This is a genomic window from Micromonospora sp. NPDC047812, assembly GCF_040704175.1.
GTDB lineage: Bacteria > Actinomycetota > Actinomycetes > Mycobacteriales > Micromonosporaceae > Micromonospora.
In genome coordinates this window covers 325,342-347,134 of the sequence record NZ_JBEYRY010000002.1, presented here as the reverse complement: position 1 = coordinate 347,134, position 21,793 = coordinate 325,342, and the positions used below count along the sequence as shown (strand labels likewise).

At 74.1% G+C, this 21,793-nt stretch carries 18 protein-coding genes, 1 tRNA gene and 1 pseudogene; 9 read left to right on the top strand and 11 right to left on the bottom strand.

What is annotated here, in order from left to right; translation table 11 throughout:
* Positions 1 to 79 precede the first annotated feature (79 nt).
* Positions 80 to 1,912 carry a hypothetical protein gene (locus AB0883_RS09250; RefSeq protein ID WP_366640762.1) on the bottom strand — a complete coding sequence of 611 codons (1,833 nt, stop codon included), beginning with the start codon at positions 1,910 to 1,912 and terminating at the stop codon, positions 80 to 82.
* A 102-nt stretch (positions 1,913 to 2,014) separates the two neighbouring features.
* Between AB0883_RS09250 and AB0883_RS09245 the strand changes: the two genes are divergently transcribed.
* The 3 genes from AB0883_RS09245 to AB0883_RS09235 all read left to right on the top strand — a co-directional run bounded on the left by AB0883_RS09245 (position 2,015) and on the right by AB0883_RS09235 (position 3,608).
* A tRNA-Leu gene (locus tag AB0883_RS09245) sits at positions 2,015 to 2,095 on the top strand.
* A 111-nt stretch (positions 2,096 to 2,206) separates the two neighbouring features.
* On the top strand, positions 2,207 to 3,022 hold the full coding sequence (locus tag AB0883_RS09240; RefSeq protein ID WP_121396533.1) for a Bax inhibitor-1/YccA family protein: 816 nt from the start codon (positions 2,207 to 2,209) through the stop codon (positions 3,020 to 3,022).
* Between the two features lie 265 nt (positions 3,023 to 3,287).
* Positions 3,288 to 3,608: a hypothetical protein gene (locus tag AB0883_RS09235; protein WP_366640761.1), complete on the top strand. Its 321-nt coding sequence runs from the start codon at positions 3,288 to 3,290 to the stop codon at positions 3,606 to 3,608.
* Positions 3,609 to 3,941: 333 nt separating this feature from the next.
* Here the strand turns inward: AB0883_RS09235 and AB0883_RS09230 are convergent, their stop codons facing one another.
* The 3 genes and pseudogenes from AB0883_RS09230 to AB0883_RS09220 all read right to left on the bottom strand — a co-directional run.
* A complete protein-coding gene (locus AB0883_RS09230) occupies positions 3,942 to 5,204 on the bottom strand; it encodes an acetyl-CoA C-acetyltransferase (RefSeq protein ID WP_366640760.1) in 1,263 nt (420 codons plus the stop codon).
* A gap of 180 nt (positions 5,205 to 5,384) precedes the next feature.
* Entirely contained in the window at positions 5,385 to 6,188 is an 804-nt protein-coding gene (locus AB0883_RS09225) for an SGNH/GDSL hydrolase family protein (protein WP_366641685.1), read from the bottom strand.
* Positions 6,177 to 7,237 (bottom strand): annotated as a pseudogene (locus AB0883_RS09220) (SGNH/GDSL hydrolase family protein); the annotation flags it as partial. The pseudogene AB0883_RS09220 and the gene AB0883_RS09225, both read right to left, overlap by 12 nt.
* 148 nt (positions 7,238 to 7,385) lie before the next feature.
* Here AB0883_RS09220 and AB0883_RS09215 point away from each other — a divergent pair.
* Positions 7,386 to 7,742 carry a YkvA family protein gene (locus AB0883_RS09215; protein WP_366640759.1) on the top strand — a complete coding sequence of 119 codons (357 nt, stop codon included), beginning with the start codon at positions 7,386 to 7,388 and terminating at the stop codon, positions 7,740 to 7,742.
* A gap of 77 nt (positions 7,743 to 7,819) precedes the next feature.
* On the top strand, positions 7,820 to 9,190 hold the full coding sequence (locus tag AB0883_RS09210) for a cystathionine beta-synthase (RefSeq protein WP_366640758.1): 1,371 nt from the start codon (positions 7,820 to 7,822) through the stop codon (positions 9,188 to 9,190).
* Between the two features lie 54 nt (positions 9,191 to 9,244).
* Here the strand turns inward: AB0883_RS09210 and AB0883_RS09205 are convergent, their stop codons facing one another.
* The 6 genes from AB0883_RS09205 to msrA all read right to left on the bottom strand — a co-directional run bounded on the left by AB0883_RS09205 (position 9,245) and on the right by msrA (position 16,752).
* A complete protein-coding gene (locus AB0883_RS09205; protein WP_366640757.1) occupies positions 9,245 to 9,754 on the bottom strand; it encodes a GNAT family N-acetyltransferase in 510 nt (169 codons plus the stop codon).
* Positions 9,751 to 10,680, bottom strand: a complete 930-nt coding sequence (locus AB0883_RS09200; RefSeq protein ID WP_366640756.1) for a ribonuclease Z — start codon at positions 10,678 to 10,680, stop codon at positions 9,751 to 9,753. The genes AB0883_RS09205 and AB0883_RS09200 overlap by 4 nt, the downstream gene beginning before the upstream one ends.
* A gap of 345 nt (positions 10,681 to 11,025) precedes the next feature.
* Positions 11,026 to 12,210, bottom strand: a complete 1,185-nt coding sequence (locus tag AB0883_RS09195; protein WP_366640755.1) for an osmoprotectant NAGGN system M42 family peptidase — start codon at positions 12,208 to 12,210, stop codon at positions 11,026 to 11,028.
* Positions 12,207 to 14,021 (bottom strand): N-acetylglutaminylglutamine synthetase, encoded by a 1,815-nt coding sequence (gene ngg / locus AB0883_RS09190; RefSeq protein ID WP_366640754.1) that lies wholly within the window; start codon positions 14,019 to 14,021, stop codon positions 12,207 to 12,209. Before ngg ends, AB0883_RS09195 begins: the two co-directional genes overlap by 4 nt.
* A gap of 2 nt (positions 14,022 to 14,023) precedes the next feature.
* Positions 14,024 to 15,808 (bottom strand): N-acetylglutaminylglutamine amidotransferase, encoded by a 1,785-nt coding sequence (locus AB0883_RS09185; RefSeq protein ID WP_366640753.1) that lies wholly within the window; start codon positions 15,806 to 15,808, stop codon positions 14,024 to 14,026.
* A gap of 281 nt (positions 15,809 to 16,089) precedes the next feature.
* Positions 16,090 to 16,752 (bottom strand): peptide-methionine (S)-S-oxide reductase MsrA, encoded by a 663-nt coding sequence (msrA, locus tag AB0883_RS09180; protein WP_366640752.1) that lies wholly within the window; start codon positions 16,750 to 16,752, stop codon positions 16,090 to 16,092.
* Between the two features lie 208 nt (positions 16,753 to 16,960).
* On the opposite strand from msrA, the gene AB0883_RS09175 reads away from it, so the two are divergent.
* On the top strand, positions 16,961 to 17,284 hold the full coding sequence (locus AB0883_RS09175) for a hypothetical protein (RefSeq protein WP_366640751.1): 324 nt from the start codon (positions 16,961 to 16,963) through the stop codon (positions 17,282 to 17,284).
* A gap of 427 nt (positions 17,285 to 17,711) precedes the next feature.
* Positions 17,712 to 18,221 carry a GNAT family N-acetyltransferase gene (locus AB0883_RS09170; RefSeq protein ID WP_366640750.1) on the top strand — a complete coding sequence of 170 codons (510 nt, stop codon included), beginning with the start codon at positions 17,712 to 17,714 and terminating at the stop codon, positions 18,219 to 18,221.
* Between the two features lie 261 nt (positions 18,222 to 18,482).
* Here AB0883_RS09170 and AB0883_RS09165 read toward each other — a convergent pair whose 3' ends face one another.
* On the bottom strand, positions 18,483 to 18,905 hold the full coding sequence (locus AB0883_RS09165; RefSeq protein ID WP_366640749.1) for an HIT family protein: 423 nt from the start codon (positions 18,903 to 18,905) through the stop codon (positions 18,483 to 18,485).
* 332 nt (positions 18,906 to 19,237) lie between these two features.
* Between AB0883_RS09165 and AB0883_RS09160 the strand changes: the two genes are divergently transcribed.
* Positions 19,238 to 20,380, top strand: a complete 1,143-nt coding sequence (locus AB0883_RS09160) for a cystathionine gamma-synthase (protein WP_366640748.1) — start codon at positions 19,238 to 19,240, stop codon at positions 20,378 to 20,380.
* A 15-nt stretch (positions 20,381 to 20,395) separates the two neighbouring features.
* Positions 20,396 to 21,793 (top strand): amidase family protein, encoded by a 1,398-nt coding sequence (locus tag AB0883_RS09155; protein ID WP_366640747.1) that lies wholly within the window; start codon positions 20,396 to 20,398, stop codon positions 21,791 to 21,793.

Below are 21,793 nucleotides of genomic sequence, written 5' to 3'. Positions count from 1 at the left end.
CTCCGCCTCCGGGCGGAGAGGGCTTCCGCACGTCCGTGCCGTCGGCGCGCGGGGCTGTGGCTGCGCGATCCGGTGCGGGTCAGACGCGCCAGGTCCAGGCGTCGGCGATCCGGGTGGCGGGGCCGTAGAGCTGCTCCAGCGTGCCGCGCAGGCTGTCGGCGTGCGGGGTGTCGTCGGCCAGCGCCACGCAGGAGGCCCCCCAGAACTCCGCGTCCTGCGCGGCCTGCCGGCGCTGTTCGTCCCCGATGACGGGTTGACCGCCGCGCCGGCCGACCTCGGCGAGCAGGGCCGACGTGGGCCGGGAGTAGGTGCCCATCGCCGCCGTGCCGCCGCGACCGTACGGGCCGATGAAGAAGCCCTCCGGCATGCCGAAGGCCGCGTCGGCGGCGGTCGCCCAGCGCATCGGCCACGGCTGCTTGGGCGTGGCGAGCGGCACCGGCACCAGCACCCCGCCCGGCTCGACGCACTGGCGCCAGTGCCCGCCGGTGACGAACTCGGGCAGCGGCGGGCGCCCGGCGGTGGGCAGCGGGGTCGGCAGCAGCGGCAGCAGCGCCACGCCGACCGCCGCCGGCACCAGGCGGCGGGCCAGGCCGGCGCCGCGCAGGGCCCGGTCGACCGCCAGCACCAGCAGCGTGGCGATCAGCGGGAGCACCGCGAGGGCGAACCGCATCGGCAGCGCACCGTCCACCACGGGCAGTCCCGAGAGCAGGGCGTACGGGCCCGGGACGGCGGTGGGTTCACCGTCGACGACCACCCGGGGCCCGAGCGACAGCGCCCCCGTCACGAGCGTGCCGACCACGCACGCGACGACCAGCGGGCGACGGCCCAGCCAGAGCGCGCAGGCGGCGGCGACCAGCAGCAGGGGCAGCCCGAGGAAGGTGTTGTACTCGGCCGGCCCGGTGGTCAGCCGGGCGGCCCCGTCGCCGCCCGCGAGCGACAGCGGCGAGACGGTCCACCAGCTGCGTAGGTCCGCCGAGAAGTAGTGCGGGCTGAACATGCCGTCCGAGACGCCCTGCGGGCCGGCGAACTGGAACCAGAGCGGCCAGGCCAGTACGAGCAGGGCCAGCCCGGCGGCGAGCGTCATCCCGGCGGCGAAGCCGGGCAGGGCGCGGCGGGCCAGGTTCCGGTCCGCCACCGCGTAGGCGACCGCCATCACCAGCAGCGTGACCGCGCAGAGGAAGAGCACCTCCTCGCCGACGAAGACCTGCGCCGTGACCGCCGCCGCCAGGCCGACGGCCGAGCTGACCACCCGCCGGCGGTCCGGCCCGTCGGCGGTGCCCGCCGGGTCGGCGGCCCGCAGCATGCGGACCACGAGCCAGACGATCACCGGAACCAGCCACTGCGCGGTCATGTGCAGGTGGCTGTTGGTCTGCGAGACCATCCCCGGGCCGAAGCCGCAGAGCGCCGCCCCGAGCGCGGCGGCGGTCCGGCGGGCACGCAGGACCCGGGTGAAGAGCAGGTACCAGGCGATCGCGGTGCCGGCCAGGTTCGCCATGGCCAGCAGGGCGAAGGTCACCGGCGCGCCGAACAGCAGGGTCACCGGGGCGAGGAGCACCCCGAGCGCGATGACCGTGGTGTTGGTCATCAGGTTGACCCCGTCCGGCGCGTTGAGCCGCCCGGTGAGCAGGTCGAAGTCGCCGAGCAGCGCCCGGGAGTCGACGGCGAGGAACCACTCGTAGAGGGCCTGGTCCTCCGGGTTGAGTGCCAGGACCCGGGCCGCCGGGTCGGGCCAGAGCCCGTGGGTGAGCCAGCCGGCCAGCGCCACGAAGAGCAACGCGACGGTGACGTCGGCCCGGCGACGGTGGACGGCGGTCAGCAGGCGCGCCGGCCGGAGCCGGCGGGACGGCCGGTCGGCGGCGAGGACAGCCTGGTCAGGGACGGCGTCGGGGGCCGTGGGGGCTGTGCTGCTCACGGTCTCGACCCTAGTGCGACCCGCCCGCCGGGGTACGCCGGGTCGCCGCCGACCCGCTACCGTGGCACTGCACCACGCGTGTCGACCCGCGCGGTGTCACCCGCCCGGGTGGTGGAACGGCAGACACGGCCGCCTTAAAAGCGGCTGCCGCAAGGCGTGCGGGTTCGACCCCCGCCCCGGGCACGCCGCACTCTCAGCTTCCGTTCAGCCTGGTGATCTCCACGGGACTGCCCCGGGCGTTTACTCTTGGGAGTGCACGTTCACGTGCAACGACCCCCTGAGGGAGGCCTGACAGTGAAGACTTCGAACCCGGTGCTCGCCCGGCTCGGCCAGGCGGCCGAGCGGGAGCGCTCCGCCGGGTACGCCCCGACCGGGCCGTACGGACAGCCCGGTTATCCCCAGCAGTACCCGACGGAGGCCGGCTACCCGGCGGCCCCGCCGACCGTCAACACCATGTCGATCGACGACGTGGTGGTCAAGACCGTCACGCTCCTCGGCATCCTCGGCGTCTCCGCCGCGGCCGCCTGGGTGCTGGTGCCTGACGCGCTGCTCGGCGCGGCCTGGATCGGCGCGGCAGTCGTCGGCCTGGTCCTCGGCCTGATCATCTCGTTCTCCCGGATGGCGAACCCGGCGCTGGTCGTCGCGTACGCCGTCGTCGAGGGCGTCTTCGTCGGCATGGTCAGCAAGTTCTTCAACTCGCTCTACGACGGCATCGTGGTCCAGGCGGTGACCGCCACGTTCGGTGTCTTCTTCGTGATGGCCATGCTCTACAAGGCGAAGGTCATCCGGGCGACCCCGAAGTTCGTCAAGGGCATGATCGCCGTGATGGCGGGTCTCTTCGCCGTTATGCTGATCAACCTCGTGTTCGCGCTCTTCGGCGTGAACACCGGCCTGCGCGACGGCAGCCCGCTGGCGATCGGGTTCAGCCTGGTCTGCATCGTCGTCGCCTCGCTGAGCTTCGTGCTCAGCTTCAAGGAGGTCGAGGACGGCGTCCGGATGGGCCTGCCCCAGCGCTACTCCTGGGTCGCCGCCTTCGGCATCCTGGTCAGCCTGGTCTGGCTCTACATCGAGATCCTGCGCCTGCTGAGCTACTTCCAAGGCGACGACTGACCGTCGTCCACGACTGACCGGCGCCCGCCCCCGCACCCGCGAGGGCGGGCGCCGTCGCCTCCCGCCCCGCCCCGCCTCCGCCCCGCGCCCCGCGCCCGCCGCTCCGCAGCGTTGATCATGAGGTTAGCGGCGAAGTTGATCGCGATTCCCGCCGCAAACCTCATGATCGCCGGCGGCCGGGGCGGGACCGGGGACCGGGGGCCGAGGGTGGGCTGGGTGGGACGGCGGGGGTGGGGGCGGGGTGGGGGTCCGTAGACTCGGCGGGGTGAGTGCGGGGGAGTTGGGGCGGGCGGTGGAGTTGCTGGTCCGTCAGGTCGGGCACTGGCAGCAGCCCCGCTGGGCGGCCACGGCCGCCGGTGGCAACGTGTCCCGCGCCGATCTCGTGCACCGGCTTGTGCAGGAGATCGCCAACCGGGCCGCCGACGCGGAGGGCGGGCCCCGGCGGACGGTGCCCCGGCTCGACAACGACCTGGCGCTGCCCGACCAGCTCCGGGTGGTGGCCGCCGACCTGGTGGCCGCCGCCCCGCCGCCAGAGGTGCTGGCGCGGGCCGCCGCCGAGGTGACGGCGACCCGCGAGACCCTCTAGCCCGATCCGCGCGTGGCCGACCGGGCTGCGGCCCCGACTACGGGGCCCGCCCGGGCCGGGCCGCGCCTGGTCGGGCCAGTCCAGGTCAACCCCTGCTTTTCAACAGTCCGACGTGGCCCTTGGGGGTGGTCCTGACGACGAGGGCCGACCCCGACAAGGGGCCGGCCCTGTCGTCCAGGTCAGGATCCTGGGCTCGGAACGCCAGCTCGGGGCTCCGGCGCTCAGGACCTTGGCACGGGCTGGACTCCGGACTCGGAACTCCAGCCCAGGACCCGCGGGCTCAGGATCCTGCGCTCCGGGCTGGGCTCTTGGGCTGAGGCAGGAACAGGCCGCTCAGCTCAGGCGCTCGACGACCATGGCCATGCCCTGGCCGCCGCCCACGCACATGGTCTCCAGGCCGATCGTCTTGTCGTGCCAGTCGAGGGCGTTGAGCAGGGTGCCCGTGATCCGGGCGCCGGTCATGCCGAACGGGTGCCCGACGGCGATCGCGCCACCCATGACGTTCAGCTTCTCCAGCGGAATGCCGAGCTGGCGGTACGAGGGGATCACCTGGGCGGCGAACGCCTCGTTGATCTCCACGAGGTCGACGTCGTCGATGGTCATCCCGGCCCGCTTGAGCGCCTGCCGGGTGGCCTCGACCGGGCCGAGGCCCATGATCTCCGGCGAGAGGGCGGTCACGCCGGTGGAGACGATCCGGGCCAGCGGCGTGATCCCGAGGTCCCTGGCCCGCTGGGCGCTCATGATCACCACGGCGGCGGCGCCGTCGTTGAGCGGGCAGCAGTTGCCGGCGGTGATGCGGCCGTCCGGCCGGAACACCGGCTTCAGCCCGGAGACGCCCTCCAGGGTGACCCCGGCGCGCGGGCCGTCGTCGGTGCCGACCACCGTGCCGTCCGGCGTGGTGACCGGGGTGATCTCCCGGGCCCAGAAGCCGTCGGCGATGGCCTTCTCGGCGAGGTTCTGGCTGCGTACGCCGAACTCGTCCATGTCGGCGCGGGTCACGTCGTACACCTGGGCCAGGTTCTCGGCGGTCTGCCCCATGGTCAGGTAGATGTCCGGCAGCTCGCCGGCCTCGCGCGGGTCGGTCCAGACCGGGGCCCCGCCCTGGGCGCGGGCCTTGGAACGCTCGGCCGCGGCGGCGAAGCGCGGGTTCTCCCAGCCGCCGCCGACGAGCGCCTGTGCCTCCTTCGGTAGCCCGTCGGAGTTGCCGCGGGCGTACCGGGAGACCATCTCCACGCCTGCGGAGACGAACACGTCGCCCTCTCCGGCCCGGATCGCGTGCATCGCCATCCGGGTGGTCTGCAGCGACGACGCGCAGTAGCGGGTGAGCGTCGCGCCGGGCAGGGTGTCGAGGCCCATCAGGGTGGCGACCACCCGGGCCATGTTGAAGCCCTGCTCGCCGCCGGGCAGGCCGCACCCCAGGTAGAGGTCGTCGATCTCGGCCGGGTCGAGCTGGGGGACCTTGTCCAGGGCGGCCCGCACGATGGTCGCGGCGAGGTCGTCCGGGCGGACGTCGCGCAGGGACCCCTTGTGCGCCCGGCCGATGGGGGAGCGGGCGGTGGCGACGATGACGGCGTCGCGGGACGACTCAGTCGGCATGAACCAACGTTAACCCGTCGGTAACTTCGGGCGGAAGCTGCCCGCCGGCCGGGAAATGTCACGCCCGCGCCGTCGCCGTCCCGGCGTCGACCGACCGCTCGCCCACCCGGGGCGGGACCGCGTCGCTCTCCGCCCGTTTCGCCTCCCGCCAGGAGGACCCGCCCGGCACCGGCGGGCGATTCACTGCCGGGAGGCGACCGCCGCGGCGGCGGCGACGGCCGGCAGCAGGGCGTGCGCCCAGACCCGGTAGCCGTCGGCGGAGGGGTGGTAGCCGTCGTGGCACAGCGTCCCGGCGTCGGCCCGGAACACCGCGCCGGTCTCGGTGGCCAGGTCGACCACCGTGCCGCCGGCGTCGAGCACCGCCGCCGCCTGGGCGCGGGCCACCCGCCGCCCCGACCAGCCGACCACGTTGCGCAGCGGCGGCGCGATGGCGCGTACGGCGCCGAGGTCGGGGCACGTGCCGACGACCACCTCCACCCGGGCCTCGCGGAGCCGGTGCACGGCCGCCCCGAGGTAGGCGGCGGCCTCCACCGGGCGACGCAGGGTGGTGGCGTCGTTGGCCCCGATCAGGATCACCGCCACGTCGGGACGCTCGCCGAGCAGCGCGCGGGCCACCTGGGTGGCCAGGTCGGTCGAGCGTGAGCCGGAGACGCCGACGCTGGACAGGTGCACCCGGCGGCCGGTCGGGCCCTCGGCGAGCAGGTTGGCCAGCTGCCCGCCGATGGTCTCGTCGAGGCGGCCGACCCCGACGCCGAGGGCGGACGAGTCGCCGAGCAGCACCAGTCGCAGCGGCGGCGCGCCGGCACGCCCGACCGTGGCGCGCAGGGCGAGCGCCAGCTCCGGCTGGGCGTACCGGCGGTGCCGGGCGGCCAAGGCCTGACCGGCGAGGACGGCGGCGCCGCCGACCGTGCCGGCGATGAGGCTGAGCGTCGCCGCCCGGCCCAGTCGATTGGCGAGCCCCGAGGGGATGAAGCGCTCGCTCATGCCAGTCCCTCCAGTGTGGGTGAGTCGGCGGCGGGGCTGGGCTGCGGCGCCGCGCCGACACCGAAGAAGGCCCGTCGGCGCAGCTGCGCCCACCGGCCGGCGGGGCCGCGTTCGCGCCCCCTGACCCGGGTGCCGCTGACCTCGGTGCCCGCGTGGCGGGCCGCCTCCTGGGCGGCCTGCGGCAGCGAGCGCACGCCCTCGCCCCGGTCGAGGGTCGGGCGGCGTTCCTGCCCCGCGCCGAGCGCGGACAGCACGGTCGGCAGCAGGGCGGCGGCGGCCATCGCGTAGCCCTCCGCCGAGGGGTGGAAACGGTCCCAGGCGAACATCCGGGTCGGCTCCGCCGTGAACCGGGGACCGAGCAGGTCGCCGAGGGAGACCGTCCAGCCGCCGGCCTCGACCACGGCCACCGTCTGGGCGGCGGCGAGCTGCCGGCTCCAGTGCCGGGCCAGCCACCGCAGCGGCGGCTGGATCGGCCTGATCGCGCCCAGGTCGGGGCAGGTGCCGACGACCACCTCGCAGCCGGCCGCGCGCAGCGTGCGGACCGCGTCGACCAGGTAGCGCACCGCCAGTGCGAACGGCGCGCGGTTGGTCACGTCGTTGCCGCCGATCAGGATCACCGCGACGTCGGGCCGGCACTCCAGCGCCGCCTCCACCTGGTGGCGCAGCACCGCCGAGATGGCGCCGACCACGGCGAAGCGGTGCAGCCGGACGGGGCGTTGCAGGCGGCGGGACAGGCCGGTGGCGAGCAGGGCGCCGGGCGTCTCCCGACGGCGGTGCACGCCGTAGCCGGCGGCCGACGAGTCGCCGAGCACCACCAGGGTGACGGGCGGGCCCGGCAGCTTCGCGCCGTAGACGCCGTCGCAGCGCGGCGGCGGGGCCTCGGCCATCGGGATCGTGCGGCGGGCCTGCCGGGCCTGCCCGAGGAGCACCCCGCCGGTCGCCACCACGGCCGCGGCGGTGGCACCCGTGCCGATCGCCGCGAGGCGGGCGAGCTGCCGGGCGCGCTGCCAGCGCGGATTTACCGGGACGACGGAACCAGCGACCCCCATACAGCGACATTATCGCGCCGGCACGACACGCCGCTGTCGTCGTGTCGGCTCGCGGGTGCCTGGAAGGCGACGGTCCTGGGTACCTGTACGGGTGACCGGGGGACGGTTGCGCGGGCGCGTCACCCTGGCACGTGGAGAGGGGCCGAACATGGGGAAGACACTGAAGCGGAGCGCGGCGTTCAGCGCGCTGGCCCGGGCGCTCGCCGCCGGATCGCGGGGCGGGCCGTCGCTCGGGGCACGGCTGGGCGCGCTGCCCCGGATGATCCGGGCCACCGCCCGGGGGGAGTACGACGGCGGCCTGCGGCTGGCCCTGATGACCGCGGCGACGGCGTACATCGTCTCGCCGGTCGACCTGCTTCCCGAGATCCCGCTGGCGATCTTCGGGCTGGCCGACGACGCGGTCATGGTGACCTGGCTGGCCGGCAGCGTGCTGGCCGAGACCGAGCGGTTCCTGGAGTGGGAGGCTCGGCGCAGCTCGGTGATCCCCGGGCACGTGGCGTCCTGAACCCACGTACCCTGGGGCGTCGAGAAGACGTCTGCCCGGCCGCCGCCGGCGGCGCCGGAGGAGAAGGGCACAACGAGGTGCGGTACTACGACAACGTCGTCGAGCTGATCGGCAACACCCCGCTGGTACGGCTGCGCAACGTCACGGCCGGGATCCAGGCCACCGTGCTGGCGAAGGTGGAGTACCTCAACCCGGGCGGCTCGGTGAAGGACCGGATCGCGCTGCGGATGGTGGAGGACGCGGAGAAGGCGGGCATCCTCCAGCCGGGCGGCACGATCGTCGAGCCGACCAGCGGCAACACCGGCGTCGGGCTGGCGCTGGTGGCGCAGCTGCGGGGCTACAAGTGCGTCTTCGTCTGCCCCGACAAGGTCAGCCAGGACAAGCAGGACGTGCTGCGCGCGTACGGGGCGGAGGTGGTGGTCTGCCCGACCGCCGTGGCCCCCGAGGACCCGCGCTCCTACTACAACGTCTCCGACCGGCTGGCCCGGGAGATCCCCGGGGCGTGGAAGCCCAACCAGTACAGCAACCCGGCCAACCCGCGCTCGCACTACGAGACCACCGGCCCCGAGCTGTGGGAGCAGACCGGGGGCGAGATCACCCACTTCGTGGCGGGCGTCGGCACCGGCGGCACCATCTCCGGCATCGGGCGCTACCTGAAGGAGGCGTCGGAGGGCCGGGTCAGGGTCGTCGGCGCCGACCCGGAGGGCTCCGTCTACTCCGGCGGCACCGGCCGGCCGTACCTGGTCGAGGGCGTCGGCGAGGACTTCTGGCCGGAGACGTACGACCAGGGTGTCGCCGACGAGATCATCGAGGTCTCCGACAAGGCGTCCTTCGAGATGACCCGGCGGCTGGCCCGCGAGGAGGGGCTGCTGGTCGGCGGCTCCTGCGGAATGGCCGTGGTGGCCGCCCTGGAGGTGGCCCGCAAGGCCGGCCCGGACGACGTGGTCGTGGTGCTGCTGCCGGACAGCGGCAAGGGCTACCTGTCCAAGATCTTCAACGACACCTGGATGGCCCGGTACGGCTTCCTGGACAACTCGGGCACGGAGCCGACGGTCGCCGACGCGCTCACGGGCAAGCCGGGCGGCCTGCCCGAGCTGGTGCACGTGCACCCGACCGAGACGGTCCGCGACGCGATCGACTACATGCGCGAGTACGGCGTCTCGCAGCTTCCGGTGCTCAAGGCCGAGCCTCCGGTGGTGACCGGCGAGGTGGCCGGCTCGATCGCCGAGAAGGACCTGCTCGACGCGCTCTTCACCGGCCAGGCGCACCTGCACGACACCATCGAGCGGCACATGGCCGATCCGCTGCCGATGATCGGCGGCGGGCAGCCGGTGAGCGAGGCGGTCAACCTGCTGGAGAAGTCCGACGCCGCCCTAGTGCTGGTCGACGGCAAGCCGAAGGGCGTCCTCACCCGGCAGGACCTGCTGGCCCACCTCGGCGCGCGCTGACCGCTTGCGGAACGCCCCCTGTCGACGCCTGGTGCGCACGGCAGGGGGCGTTCCTCACAACGGGCGGGCGTACCGGAGCTGGGGCACGACCGCCGGGCCGATGCGTTCGTCGCGTTCGGTGCCGGTGAAGGTCCAACCGCCGCGCTCGTAGAAGGCCCGGGCGTGCGCGTTGTCCCGCAGCACCCAGAGCACCGCGCGGGACCAACCACGGGCGCGCATGGCGTCCAGGGCGTCGACCATCAGGGCGCGCCCGGTGCCCCGGCCGCGTTCGGCGGGTTCGAGGTGGATGGCGTTGAGCAGGCCGGTTGCCGGGTCGCCCTCGTCGTCCGGGCCGAGGTAGCTGAAGCCGACCAGCCGGCCGTCGCGCTCGACCACGGTCATCCGGTGCTCGTCCCGCTCCCACGTCCACCGCTCGGTCCAGTACGCGCCCATCGCCTCCGGCGTCGGGTCGGCCAGCGCCTGCGCCGGCAGGAAGGCCGCGTAGGCGGCGACCCGGGAACGCTGGTGCAGCGCGCCCACCGCCATCAGGTCGTCGACGGTGGCGGAGCGCAGGGTGACCGTCACCCGCCCGAGGCTACCCGCCGGGGCGGGACCTGCACGGTCGTCAGGTCCTCGGCGATCACCAGGTCGCCGTCGAAGTGCGCGCGGGCCTCGTCGGCGAAGCGGCGCGGGTCGGCGTACCGCTGGGAGAAGTGGGTGAGCACGAGTCGGCGTACGCCCGACTCGGCCGCCACCCGCGCGGCCTGGCCCGCCGTGAGGTGGCCGACCTCGGCGGCCAGCGCGGCCTCCGAGTCGAGGAACGTCGACTCGATGACCAGCAGGTCGGCCTGCTCGGCAAGGGCGTACACCCCGTCGCAGAGGCCGGTGTCCATGACGAAGGCGAAGCGCTGCCCGGGCCGGGGCACGCTCACCTCCTCGCGGGTGACGCGGCGCCCGCCGACGTCGAGGTGGCCGACGCGGATCAGCTCCCCGACCGCCGGCCCGGCGATGCCGTACGCGGCCAGCCGCTCCGGCAGCATCCGGCAGCCGTCCGGCTCGACGAGCCGGTAGCCGTACGTCTCGATGGGGTGCCGCAGCCGGCGGGCCTCCAGCGTGCCGACGCCCAGCGCGATCCGCTGCCCGTCGGCGTCGACGGGCTCGACGCGCAGCTCGGCCGTCTCGTGGAAGCTGGAGGCGTGCCGCAGTCGGGCGAAGTACTCCGCGCCGCCGGCCGGGAAGTGTACCGCCACCGGGTGCGGCACCCGGTCCAGCGAGAGCCGCTGGATGGTGCCGGGCAGGCCGAGGCAGTGGTCGCCGTGGAAGTGGGTGACGCAGATCCGGGTCAGGTCGGTGGCGGTGACGGTGGTGTGCAGGAGCTGCCGCTGGCTGCCCTCGCCCGGGTCGAAGAGGATCACCTCGTCGTCCCAGCGCAGCACGTACCCGTTGTGGTTGCGCTGCCGGGTGGGGGCCTGGCTGGCCGTCCCGAGCACCACCAGCTCGCGCATCGACACGGTGACCTCCGGCTGCGTCGACCACCCGGCCTGCGGAAAGGGTCGACCCCCGGGGCTTCCGTGCTCGCGCACGGGCCGGCTGGACTGGGCCGGCACCCCGGGGGTCGGGTGGCTGTCGTGGTTTCGCCGCACCGCTGCCACACGGTCTCGACGATGGTGCTGTGCCCGCCTCGCGGCGGACGAGTTTACTGTCGAGGACAGCGGCTAGCGGACAGCCACCTCACGAGTCCGATTGCTATACAAGTCTGGACCACCTCCTTTCCCGTGTACCGCCACGCTATCGACCCCTCGCGTCCCGGGCAACGGATTTCGATCACACGGCGCCCGGGAATAGCGGGCCGGCGGTCAGGAGTTCTCGGCGATGCCGATCGGGCCCTCGCGGGGGCCCTCCTCGCTGGCCGGCTGCACGGCCAGCGACGGGAAGTCGGCCAGGTCGCCCTCCGGCTCGGCGTCCCACTCCGGGAAGACCAGGTCGCTCTGGAGGTAGAGGCAGAGCAACTGGGTGAGCTGGCGCAGGCCCTCCAGGTGGGTGCGCTCGTGCCCGTGGGTGGCGTCCACGCCGAAGCCGAGCAGCGCCACCCGGGCGTGCGCGCCGGCCTCCACGGCCGCCGCCACGTCCGAGCGGTAGAACTCGAAGACGTCGCGGACCAGGTCCACCCCGTGCTCGGCCGCGATCGAGGCCAGGTTGCGGGTCAGGTGGTAGTCGAACGGTCCGACCCCGTCGCCCATCGCCAGCGTGGCCGCGTCCTCGCGGGACTGCTGGCCGGGCGCGACCACCGCCGCGTCCACGGAGACGATCTCCGCCACGTCGGGGTCGAGCCCGTGCGACGCCCCGTGCCCGATCTCCTCGGTCACGGTGACCAGCAGGTGCGCGGTGACCGCCGGGCGTACGCCGGCGTCGACCATCGCCTTGAGCGCGGTGAGGACCGCCGCCACGCCGGCTTTGTCGTCCAGGTGCCGGGACTTGACGTACCCGCTGGGGGTGACCGTCGGGTTGGGCAGGAACGCCACGAAGTCGCCCGCGTCGATGCCGAGGGCGCGCAGCCCGGCGACGTCCTCAACCGGCTCGTCCACCCGGACCTCGACGTGCTGCCAGCCGACGCCCTGGAGGTCCACGTCGTCGTTGTAGCGGTGGCCGCTGGCCTTCAGCGGCAGCACCTGGCCGGTGATCACCCGCTCCAGGTCGTCGGTGAAGATCCGCACGTGCGCGCCCTCGGCGAACCGGGCGCTGTGCGTACCGATGGTCTTCAGCTCCAGCCGGCCGTTCTCCTTCAGCCGCTTCACCATGCCGCCGATGGTGTCGGTGTGCACCACGATCGCCCGGTCGGCGCCGGTCGAGCGGGGGCCGGGCAGGCAGGCGCTCAGCGCGCCGCGCCGGGTCAGCGTGGAGGGGATGCCGAGCGCGGAGAGCCGCTCGCCGACGTACTGCTGCACGTGGTCCGTACGCCCCGACGGGCTCGGGATCTCCAGCAGCTCCACCAGCACCTGGCGCAGGTAGTCCAGGTCGATCTCCAGGGGCCTCGGGCTCACGCGGCACCTCCCGGGCCGGCCGGGGTCCAGAGCCGCTGCGGCGCCCGGGTGCCGGGGAAGAGCAGGTCCACGAAGCGCTCGGCGGTCGGCTGCGGCTCGTGGTTGGCCAGGCCGGGTCGCTCGTTGGCCTCGATGAAGACGTGCTCCGGCCGGTCCGGGGCCCCGACCAGCAGGTCCAGCCCGGTGACCGGGATGTCCAGCGCCCGGCTGGCCGCCACGCACGCCTCGGCGATCGCCGGGTGCAGCTCGGCGGTGACGTCGTGGATGGTGCCGCCGGTGTGCAGGTTCGCGGTCCGGCGTACGGCCAGCACCTGCCCCTCGGGCAGCACGTCGTGCAGCTCGTGGCCGGCCTCGGCGAGCACGTCGCGGGTCATGTCGTCGAGCGGGATCCGGGACTCGCCACCGGTGGCGGCGGCCCGGCGACGGCTCTGCCGCTCGATCAGCTCGGCGATGTCGTGCACCCCGTCGCCGGTGATCGAGGCGGGCCGCCGGACCGCGGCGGCCACCACCTCGTGGTCGATGACGACGACGCGCAGGTCCTCGCCGGCGCGCATCTCCTCGATCAGCACGTCCGGGCAGAACCGGGCGGCCAGCTCGACGGCGGCGGCCAGCGCCTCGGGAGTCCGTACGCCCACCGTGATGCCGTTGCCCTGCTCGCCGCGCGCCGGCTTCACCACCACCCGGCCGACCTCGGCGAGGAAGGCGGTGTCGCCGTCGTCGCCGGTGGCGGTCCGGCCGCGCGGCACCGACAGCCCCGCCTCGGCGAGGATGCGGCGGGTCACCCGCTTGTCGTCGCAGCGGCTCATCGCCACCGCCGAGGTCAGCTCCGACAGCGACTCGCGGGTCAGCACGGTCCGTCCGCCGCTGCTCAGCCGCAGCTCACCCCAGTCCGGGTCGGTGACCTCCACCCGGATGCCGCGCCGCATCGCCTCGTCGGCGACGATCCTCGCGTACGGGTTGAGCTGGTCGTACCCCTGCGGCATGGCGGGCAGGAAGAGCCGCTCGTTGATCGGGTTCTTCCGCTTCACGCAGAGCGTCGACGTCCGGTAGAAGCCGAGCCGCTCGTAGAGCCGGATCGCCCCGGCGTTCTCGGCGAGCACGGACAGGTCCACGTACGCCCGGCCCCGCTCGACCAGCCGGGCGGCCAGCGCGGTGATCAGCGCCTGGCCGGTGCCCGGCGGCGCCGTGTTGAAGTCGACGGTGAGGCACCACAGGCTGGCGCCGTTCTCCGGGTCGTCGAAGACCGCGACGTGGTCGACGCCGGTGATGGTGCCGACGACCTCGCCGGTGGCGTCCTCGGCGAGCAGGTGCAGGAACCGGTCGGTGCGCGCGTTGTCGACGAGCACGTCGACGGGGGCGGTGACCATGCCGTTGCGGGCGTAGATCCGGTTCACCGCGTCCGCGTCGGCGGCGTCGGCCAGCGGGCGGATGGTCAGCCCCGGCACGTCGCCGTCACCGGCCGGCCGGTCGTCGCCCAGCGGCAGCCGGTAGGTCAGCGACGGATCGATGAACAGCTCGTCGGGCAGCCGGGACACCAGCACGTGCGGGTCGCGCAGGTAGATGCAGATGTCCCGGGAACCGGCGGCCTCGGAGCGCAGCACGGCGGCGACGGCGGCCTGGTCGGCGAAGGTCTGCCCGAAGACGAGCCGCCCCCAGCCGCAGTCCAGCACCACGTCGGTGTCGCCCTCCCGGGTCGGCGGCTCCGCCGGCTCCGGTGCCATCGGATCGCCGCCGGGGCCCACCCGCTCCCGCCGCCGGCCGTTGCGCGACCGCTCGGTCCGGGCCGCGCCTGTCGCCAGGGTGTCGGTCACGGTCAGTCGATTCCGTGGCTCTGGAGCCACATTTCCAGGAGTCCGAGTTGCCACAGCTTGTTTCCGTTCAACGGGGTCAGTTCGGCGTTCGGATCGGCGAGCAGGGCGTCGACGTAGTCGGCGCGGAACAGGTCGCGGCGGCGGGCCTCGGGCGCGGAGAGCGCGTCGCGTACCCGGTCGAGGAGCTTGCCCTCCAGGTGGGTGAGGCCCGGCACGGGGAAGTAGCCCTTCGGCCGGTCGATGACCTCGTGCGGCAGCACCCGGCGGCCGATCTCCTTGAGCACCCCCTTGCCGCCCTGCGCCAGCTTCAGCTCCGGCGGGCAGCTCGCGGCCAGCTCGACGAACTCGTGGTCGAGGAACGGCACCCGGGCCTCCAGCCCGTGCGCCATCGTCATGTTGTCCACCCGCTTGACCGGGTCGTCGGTCAGCATGACCTGGGTGTCGATGCGCAGGCCGGCGTCGACGGCGGTCTCGGCGCCGGCCCGGCCCAGGTGCGCGGCCACGAACTCCCGCGCCGGGTCGCCGTCGGTCAGCCAGGCCGGGTTCAGCACCCGGGCCAGCCCGGCCGCGTCCCGGTCGAAGAAGGCCCCGGCGTACGTGTCGAGCGCCCCGTCCCGGCCGACCCGGGCGAGCGGCGGGTACCAGTGGTAGCCGCCGAGGATCTCGTCCGCGCCCTGGCCGGACTGGACGACCTTGACGTGCTGCGACACCACCTCGCTGAGCAGGTAGAACGCCACGCAGTCGTGGCTGACCATCGGCTCGGACATCGCGGCGACGGCCGCCTCCAGCGGCGGCACCAGGTCGGCGGCGGCCACCCGGATCTGGTGGTGGTCGGTGTCGAAGGTCTTCGCGACGAGATCGGAGTAGCGGAACTCGTCGCCCTCCCGACCGCCGACCGCGTCGAAGCCGATGGAGAAGGTGGAGAGCCCGCGCTGGCCCTCGCCGGCGAGCAGAGCGACCACCAGGCTGGAATCGAGGCCGCCGGAGAGCAGCACGCCCACTGGCACGTCGGCGACCATCCGCCGCCGTACGGCCGTGGTCAGCGACTCCAGCAGGGCGTCCTGCCAGTCCTTCTCGGACCAGCCGGCCCGCTCGGCGGAGCGGGTGAAGGCAGGGTCCCAGTAGACCCGCTCGGAGGTGCGGCCGTCCGCCTCGTAGACCCGTACGGTCGCCGGGGGCAGCTTGGTGACGCCGCGCAGGATGGTGCGCGGCGGCGGCACGATGCTGTGGAAGCTCAGGTAGTGCGCGAGCGCGACCGGGTCGATGCCCGTGTCGATCCCGCCCCCGGCCAGCAGCGCGGGCAGGGTGCTGGCGAAGCGCACCACGCCGGGCGTCTCGGCCAGGTAGAGCGGCTTGATGCCGAGCCGGTCCCGGGCCAGCACCAGCCGGCCCGTGTCCCGCTCGCTGATCGCCACGGCGAACATGCCGACCAGGTGGTCGACGAAGTCGAGCCCCCACTCGGCGTACGCCTTGAGCACGACCTCGCTGTCGCCGGAGGAGAAGAACCGGTGGCCCTTGGCCTGAAGTTCCTCGCGCAGCTCGCGGTAGTTGTAGATGCACCCGTTGAAGACGCCGGTCAGCCCCGCACCGGGGTCGACCAGCGGTTGCCCGCTCGCGGCGGAGAGGTCGATGATCTTCAGGCGTCGGTGTCCGAGGGCCGTCGGGCCCTGGGCCCAGACGCCACTGTCGTCGGGCCCCCGGTCGCTCATCGTGGCCGCCATGCGCTCCACCGCCGCCACGTCGGCGCGTGAACCGTCACGGCGGAACTCTCCCGCAAGTCCGCACATGCCAGGCAATGCTGCCAGAGGCCGGCGAGGATTGCCCGTTGGGCTGATAACAGTTTCTTGAAGTTTTGCTACACTGCGCGATTCCGTCACGGCGCGTGTCGGCCGTAGTGGCGAACCGCGTCAGGAGTGCCGGGTGGGGCGGTTTCCGCGCCGGGGCAGATGTGATCGATTGCTCAGTTCCGGGAAGCGCGGAGGCCGGCGCGACTGACGCCGCGCCGGCCCGCGTGAATCGTGCCCGTGGTCCCGGTGAACGTGCCGGTGATTCCGCCCCCGGGCGGGGTTCAGCCCGAGGTGCGGGCCACGCCGACCGGGCAGCTCAGCCCGTTCGGGCCGTGGTTGCAGTACCCGTTCGGGTTCTTCGTGGGGGCCAGATACTGCTGGTGAAGATCCTCGGCGAAGTAGTACTCACCGAGCCGGTCGATCTCCGTGGTGATCTCGCCCTTGCCGGCCCGCGCCACGATCGGTGCGAACGCGTCTCGGGACGCCTGGGCGGTGGCGAGCTGTTCGTCCGTGGTTACGTAGATCGTCGACCGGTACTGGGTGCCCACGTCGTTGCCCTGGCGCATGCCCTGGGTCGGGTCGTGGTTCTCCCAGAAGACCTTCAGCAGGTCCTCGTAGCTGATCGTGGCGGGGTCGTAGACCACCTGGACCACCTCGGCGTGCCCCGTCATGCCCGAGCACACCTCCTCGTACGTCGGGTTCGGCGTGATGCCGCCCGCGTAGCCGGCGGACGTGGTGATCACGCCCGGCAGGGTCCAGAACAGCCGCTCGGCGCCCCAGAAACAGCCCATGCCGAACACGGCCACCTGCGAGCCCTCCGGGAAGGGACCCTTGAGCGGGGTGCCCAGCACCTCGTGCCGGTCCGCGATCGGCATCGCGATCAGGCGACCCGGCAGGGCCTGGTCGGAGGTGGGCAGTTCGGCCTTCATGCGGCGCAGGAACACGGTGGGACTCCTCTCGTACCTCTCCCAGCGTGCAACACCGCCGGACCCGCCTTCCTTACCCGCTCCACCCGCACTCAGGCGGATCCGGCGAACGGTGCGTGTGAGATGAGGCGTTGTCGGTTGATCGCGGCACGGTGGCCGGCGCAGTGGCCGGGATGGTGGGCGGCGCGGTGACCGCCGTGGCCGCCCGTGGCCGGCATGGGGTGCGGTGGCCGGTGTGGTCGGCGTGGTGGTGCGGTGTGGCCGGCGTGGTGGTGCGGTGGCCGGTGTGGCCTGGTGTGGTGGTGCGGTGGCCGGTGTGGCCGGCGTGGTGGCCGGCGTGGTGGCGCGGATGAGTATGCAGAGCGGGGGCAACGGCAAGCCGCTGGGGGCGATCTTCAGAACCTGGTGCGCAGCCGCCACTGACGTCAGGCAGCGCTGCTGTCGCCACCTGTCCGCGCCCGCGATGCCGCTCGACGCGAAGCGGCACGCGGCGGGCAGCCTGACGCTGCGTCGCGCGGCCGACGACGCCACGGCGACACCCTCGCCCTAATTGTCCGCTTAGTCGCTGACGCGCTACACCAACGCCGTTCCAGCCAATGGTGATCAGGACGCCATGGACGCTAAAACGGCCGCGTAACGTCCATGGCGTCCTGATCACCTTGCTTCGCCCGTGGGCGACCCCGCCGGCGGCGCTCGCGCCAAAGGAAGTGGCGTGTGGGTTACGTCGCCGGCGGCAGGGGCGCGCGGGGGGACGGGGCGCCGGGCGGTTGATGTCGGCGCGTTGACCGGTGCTGTCGTTACCTTCCGTGGCCTGCGCGGGCGACTTTGTGGCCTGTGGCCGGGGCGGCGGGGTCGGCACCGGACGTGGCGGGCTGGGCTGGGCGTCGGGGCGGTTTGGGGCATCGGGCATGGGGCGGGCGTCGAGGGCCGAGTTCTTGTCCCGAGGGTGGGTGGATCTGGGGAAGGGGACGCGAGGAATGCGGCCGTTCGGAGCGGAGAGGTCCAAACAGGGTCGAGACGGTGGGGACGGCGGCGGGGTCTCGGTCGTCCGGATCTGGCCCGCGGCCGACGAGGGGCTGGCCCGGTCACTGCTCGCGGTGCAGCACGCGGCGTACGCCGTCGAGGCCGCCCTGATCGGCGATGACCGCATCCCGCCGCTGCACGAGACCCTCGCCGACGTACGGGCGGTGCCCCTGCACTGGCTCGGGGCCCGCTCCGGGCCGCGGTTGGTCGGGGCGATCGGCTGGACCGAGGACGACACGACCGTCGGCATCGATCGTCTGGTGGTCGACCCGGCCGCCCATCGGCGCGGGATCGGGCGGGCGTTGGTGGGTGCCGTACTTTCCCACGCCGGCAACCGCCGCGTCGTCGTCGCCACCGGCCGGGACAACCGCCCCGCCCGACAGCTCTACGAGTCGCTCGGTTTCGGCTCCACCGGGGACGAGGAAGTCCTTCCCCGCCTCTGGGTCACCCACTACGCGCGGTGATCCCCGCGGTCATGGTTGGTTCCAGCGCCTGGAAGGGCCGTTCCCGTCCAGGATCGGGAGCGCCCGGGGGCCTCATGCCCAGCCGCGCCCCAGATCGTGCCGAGCCCCGGACCGCGCCGCGTCCGCGCCACCCCACGTCCCGCGTCCCGCGTCGCCCCCCCCGCCACCCTAAGTCCCGCCGGGTCCCGCGTCCCGCGTCGGGCCAGGGGCCGCGTCGGGCCAGGGGCCGCGTCGCGGCAGGGCTCGCGTCGACTCGCGTTGTCAGGTGGCGGGGCGGAGGGCTGCGGTGACGCGGGCGGCGTAGGTCTCGGCCTCGGCGTCGTCTGCGTAGCGGGTACGCGGCCAGAAGAAGCCCCGCAGGCCGTCGCCCCTGGTACGCGGCACCACGTGGGTGTGCAGGTGCGGGACGGACTGGGACACCTTGTTGTTCATCGCCACGAACGTCCCGCCGGCCTCCGTGCCGGTCTCCACGGCGACCGCGAGCCGCCGCACCAGGCCGAAGTAACCGGCCAGCGCCTCGGCGGGCAGGTCGGTCAGCGTGACCAGGTGCGTGCGCGGCACCACCAGCACGTGCCCCTTGAAGACCGGCCGGGTGTCCAGGAACGCCATCCCGTCGGGCTCGTCGGCGACCCGGAAGGCGGGGACCTCGCCCGCCACGATCCCGCAGAACACGCACCCGCTCATCCGTCCAGGCTATGCCGCGAGTCCGGCGCGGGAGACGCCTGCCGCGCCAGCCCGCCTGCTGCCCCAACCCCTTGCCCGCTGGCCGGCCTGCCGCGCCGGCCCGCCTGCCGCGCTAGCCCGGGCCCGCTGGCCGGCCTGCCGCGCCGGCCCGGGCCCGCTGGCCCGCCTGCCGCGCCAACCTGCCGCGCCTGCCGCGCCGGCCCGGGCCCGCTGGCCCGCCTGCCGCGCCAACCTGCCGCGCCTGCCGCGCCTGCCGCGCCGGCCCGCCGGCCCGCCGGGCCCGAGAGCACCGTTCCGTTCCAGCCCTCGGGACGGGGGATTAGCCTCACGGGATGAGTCACGGCTTCGACACGCTCGCCATCCACGCCGGCCAGGACCCCGAGGCCCGCACCGGCGCGGTGATCCCACCGATCTACCAGACCAGCACCTACGCCCAGGACGCCGTCGGCGCGCCCCGGCTGGGCTACGAGTACAGCCGCTCCGGCAACCCGACCCGCGACGCCCTCCAGGAGTGCCTCGCCGCGCTGGAGGGCGGCCCGGTCGGGCTCGCCTTCGCCAGCGGCCTGGCCGCCGAGGACACCCTGCTGCGTACCGTCTGCAAGCCGGGCGACCACGTGGTGATCCCCGACGACGCGTACGGCGGCACGTACCGGCTCTTCGCCCGGGTGGCCGAGCGTTGGGGGCTGGACTTCACCCCGGCGAAGGTCTCCGACCCCGACGCGATCCGGGCCGCCGTCGAGCCGGGCCGGACCCGGATCGTCTGGGTGGAGACGCCCACCAACCCGCTGCTCGGCATCGCCGACATCGCCGCGCTGGCCGGTGTCGCGCACGACGCGGGCGCCCTGCTGGTCGTCGACAACACGTTCGCCTCGCCGTACCTCCAGCAGCCGATCGCGCACGGCGCGGACGTGGTGGTGCACTCGACCACCAAGTACATCGGCGGCCACTCCGACGTGGTCGGTGGCGCGCTGGTCGCGGCCGACGCCGGGCTCGGCGAGGAACTGCGCTACCACCAGAACGCGATGGGCGCGATCAACGGCCCCTTCGACGCGTGGCTCACCCTGCGCGGCATCAAGACCCTGGGCGTACGCATGGACCGGCACTGCGACAACGCCGAGCGGCTCGCGGCGTACCTGGACGGGCACGCCAAGGTCGGTCAGGTCATCTACCCGGGGCTGCCCGCGCACCCGGGCCACGAGGTGGCCGCGAAGCAGATGCGCCGCTTCGGCGGCATGATCTCGTTCCGGGCCGCCGGCGGCGAGGAGCACGCCGTCGAGATCTGCAACCGGACGAAGCTCTTCATCCTCGCCGAGTCGCTCGGCGGCGTGGAATCCCTGATCGAGCACCCGGGCCGGATGACACACGCAAGTGCTGCCGGCTCGCCGCTTGAAGTTCCCGGCGATCTCGTGCGACTGTCTGTCGGCATCGAGACGGTCGACGACCTGCTCGCCGATCTGGAGCAGGCGCTGGGCTGACCGCTGGCTGGGAGGGTGGCCGTGCAGGACATCATGCCGACCTGGGTGGGGGCGACCGCCAAGCAGATCGCCCGGGGCGTACGCCGGGGCGACGTCACGGCCACCCAGGTCGTCGCCGACCACCTGGACCACATCGCCCGGGTCGACGCCGACCTCGCCGCGTTCCGTACGGTACGCGGCGGGGAGGCGATCACCGAGGCGGAGAAGGTCGACGAGCAGGAGGACCTGGCCAACCTGCCGCTGGCCGGGGTGCCGGTGGCGGTCAAGGAGAACACCGCCGTCGCCGGGCTGCCCACCTGGAACGGGTCGGCCGCGGTGCGTACGCCGGTGGCCGAGGCCGACCACGAGGTGGTCCGGCGGCTGCGCGGCGCCGGCGCGGTGATCCTCGGGGTGACCCGGATGCCGGAGCTCGGCCTCTGGGGCATCACCGACGACGAGACGGCCGTGACCCGCAACCCCTGGGACACCCGGCGTACCCCCGGCGGCTCGTCCGGCGGCGCGGCCGCCGCCGTCGCCGCCGGCCTGGTGCCGATCGCCCACGGCAACGACGGCCTCGGCTCGATCCGCATCCCGGCCGCCTGCTGCGGCCTGGTCGGGCTCAAGCCGGGCCGGGGGGTGGTCCCGTGCCAGCTCGGCGCGGACGACTGGTTCGGGCTCACCGAGCACGGCATGCTGACCAGCACGGTCGCCGACGCGGCCGTCGGCTTCTCGGTGCTGGCCGGCCGCCGCCCGGACAAGCTGGTGCCGCCGCAGCGGCTGCGGGTGGGCGTCTCGCTCCGCTCGCCCGTGCGCGGCGTGCACGCCGACGCGCCCAACCGGGACGCGGTCGCCGCCGCCGGCCGGCTGCTCGCGGGCGCGGGCCACGACACCGTGCCGGCCGATCCGGTCTACCCGACGGCGCTGGGCCTGCAGGGCATCGCCACCTGGTTCGCCGCGGCGGCCGCCGACGTCCGCGCCGCCGGGTTGGACCGGCGCGGCCTCCAGCGGCGCAGCCGCCGGCACGTCGCCCTCGGCGAGTGGGCGCAGCGGCGGGGGTACGTCCGGGAGGCCGACCGGGCCGCCTGGCGCGAGCGCTCGATCGGCTTCTTCGCCGACCACTCGGTCGACCTGCTGCTGACGCCCGCCCTGGCGACCGTGCCGCCGGAGGCCACAAGCTGGTCCGGCCGGTCCTGGCGGGCGAACATGCTGGCCAGCGTCAGGTACGCGCCGTTCGCCGCCCCGTGGAACATCGCCGGACTGCCCGCGCTCGTGGTGCCGGTCGGCCGCCGCCCGGACGGGCTGCCGGTCGCGGTGCAGCTGATCGGCCCGCCCGGCAGCGAGCTGCTGCTGCTCGGCGTCGCCGGCCAATTCGAGATGCAGGCTCCCTGGTCCCGCCACGCCCCCGGCTACCCCCGGATCCCCGCTCCCGTCTGA

Excerpts from the sequence above, each read along its gene's own strand:
- AB0883_RS09215 (WP_366640759.1), top strand. The coding sequence starts at position 7,386 with ATGGGGAAGACACTGAAGCGGAGCGCGGCGTTCAGCGCGCTGGCCCGG.
- AB0883_RS09170 (WP_366640750.1), top strand. The coding sequence starts at position 17,712 with ATGCGGCCGTTCGGAGCGGAGAGGTCCAAACAGGGTCGAGACGGTGGG.
- AB0883_RS09230 (WP_366640760.1), bottom strand. The coding sequence starts at position 5,204 with ATGCCGACTGAGTCGTCCCGCGACGCCGTCATCGTCGCCACCGCCCGC.
- AB0883_RS09165 (WP_366640749.1), bottom strand. The coding sequence starts at position 18,905 with ATGAGCGGGTGCGTGTTCTGCGGGATCGTGGCGGGCGAGGTCCCCGCC.
- AB0883_RS09185 (WP_366640753.1), bottom strand. The coding sequence starts at position 15,808 with ATGTGCGGACTTGCGGGAGAGTTCCGCCGTGACGGTTCACGCGCCGAC.
- AB0883_RS09225 (WP_366641685.1), bottom strand. The coding sequence starts at position 6,188 with ATGAGCGAGCGCTTCATCCCCTCGGGGCTCGCCAATCGACTGGGCCGG.
- AB0883_RS09160 (WP_366640748.1), top strand. The coding sequence starts at position 19,238 with ATGAGTCACGGCTTCGACACGCTCGCCATCCACGCCGGCCAGGACCCC.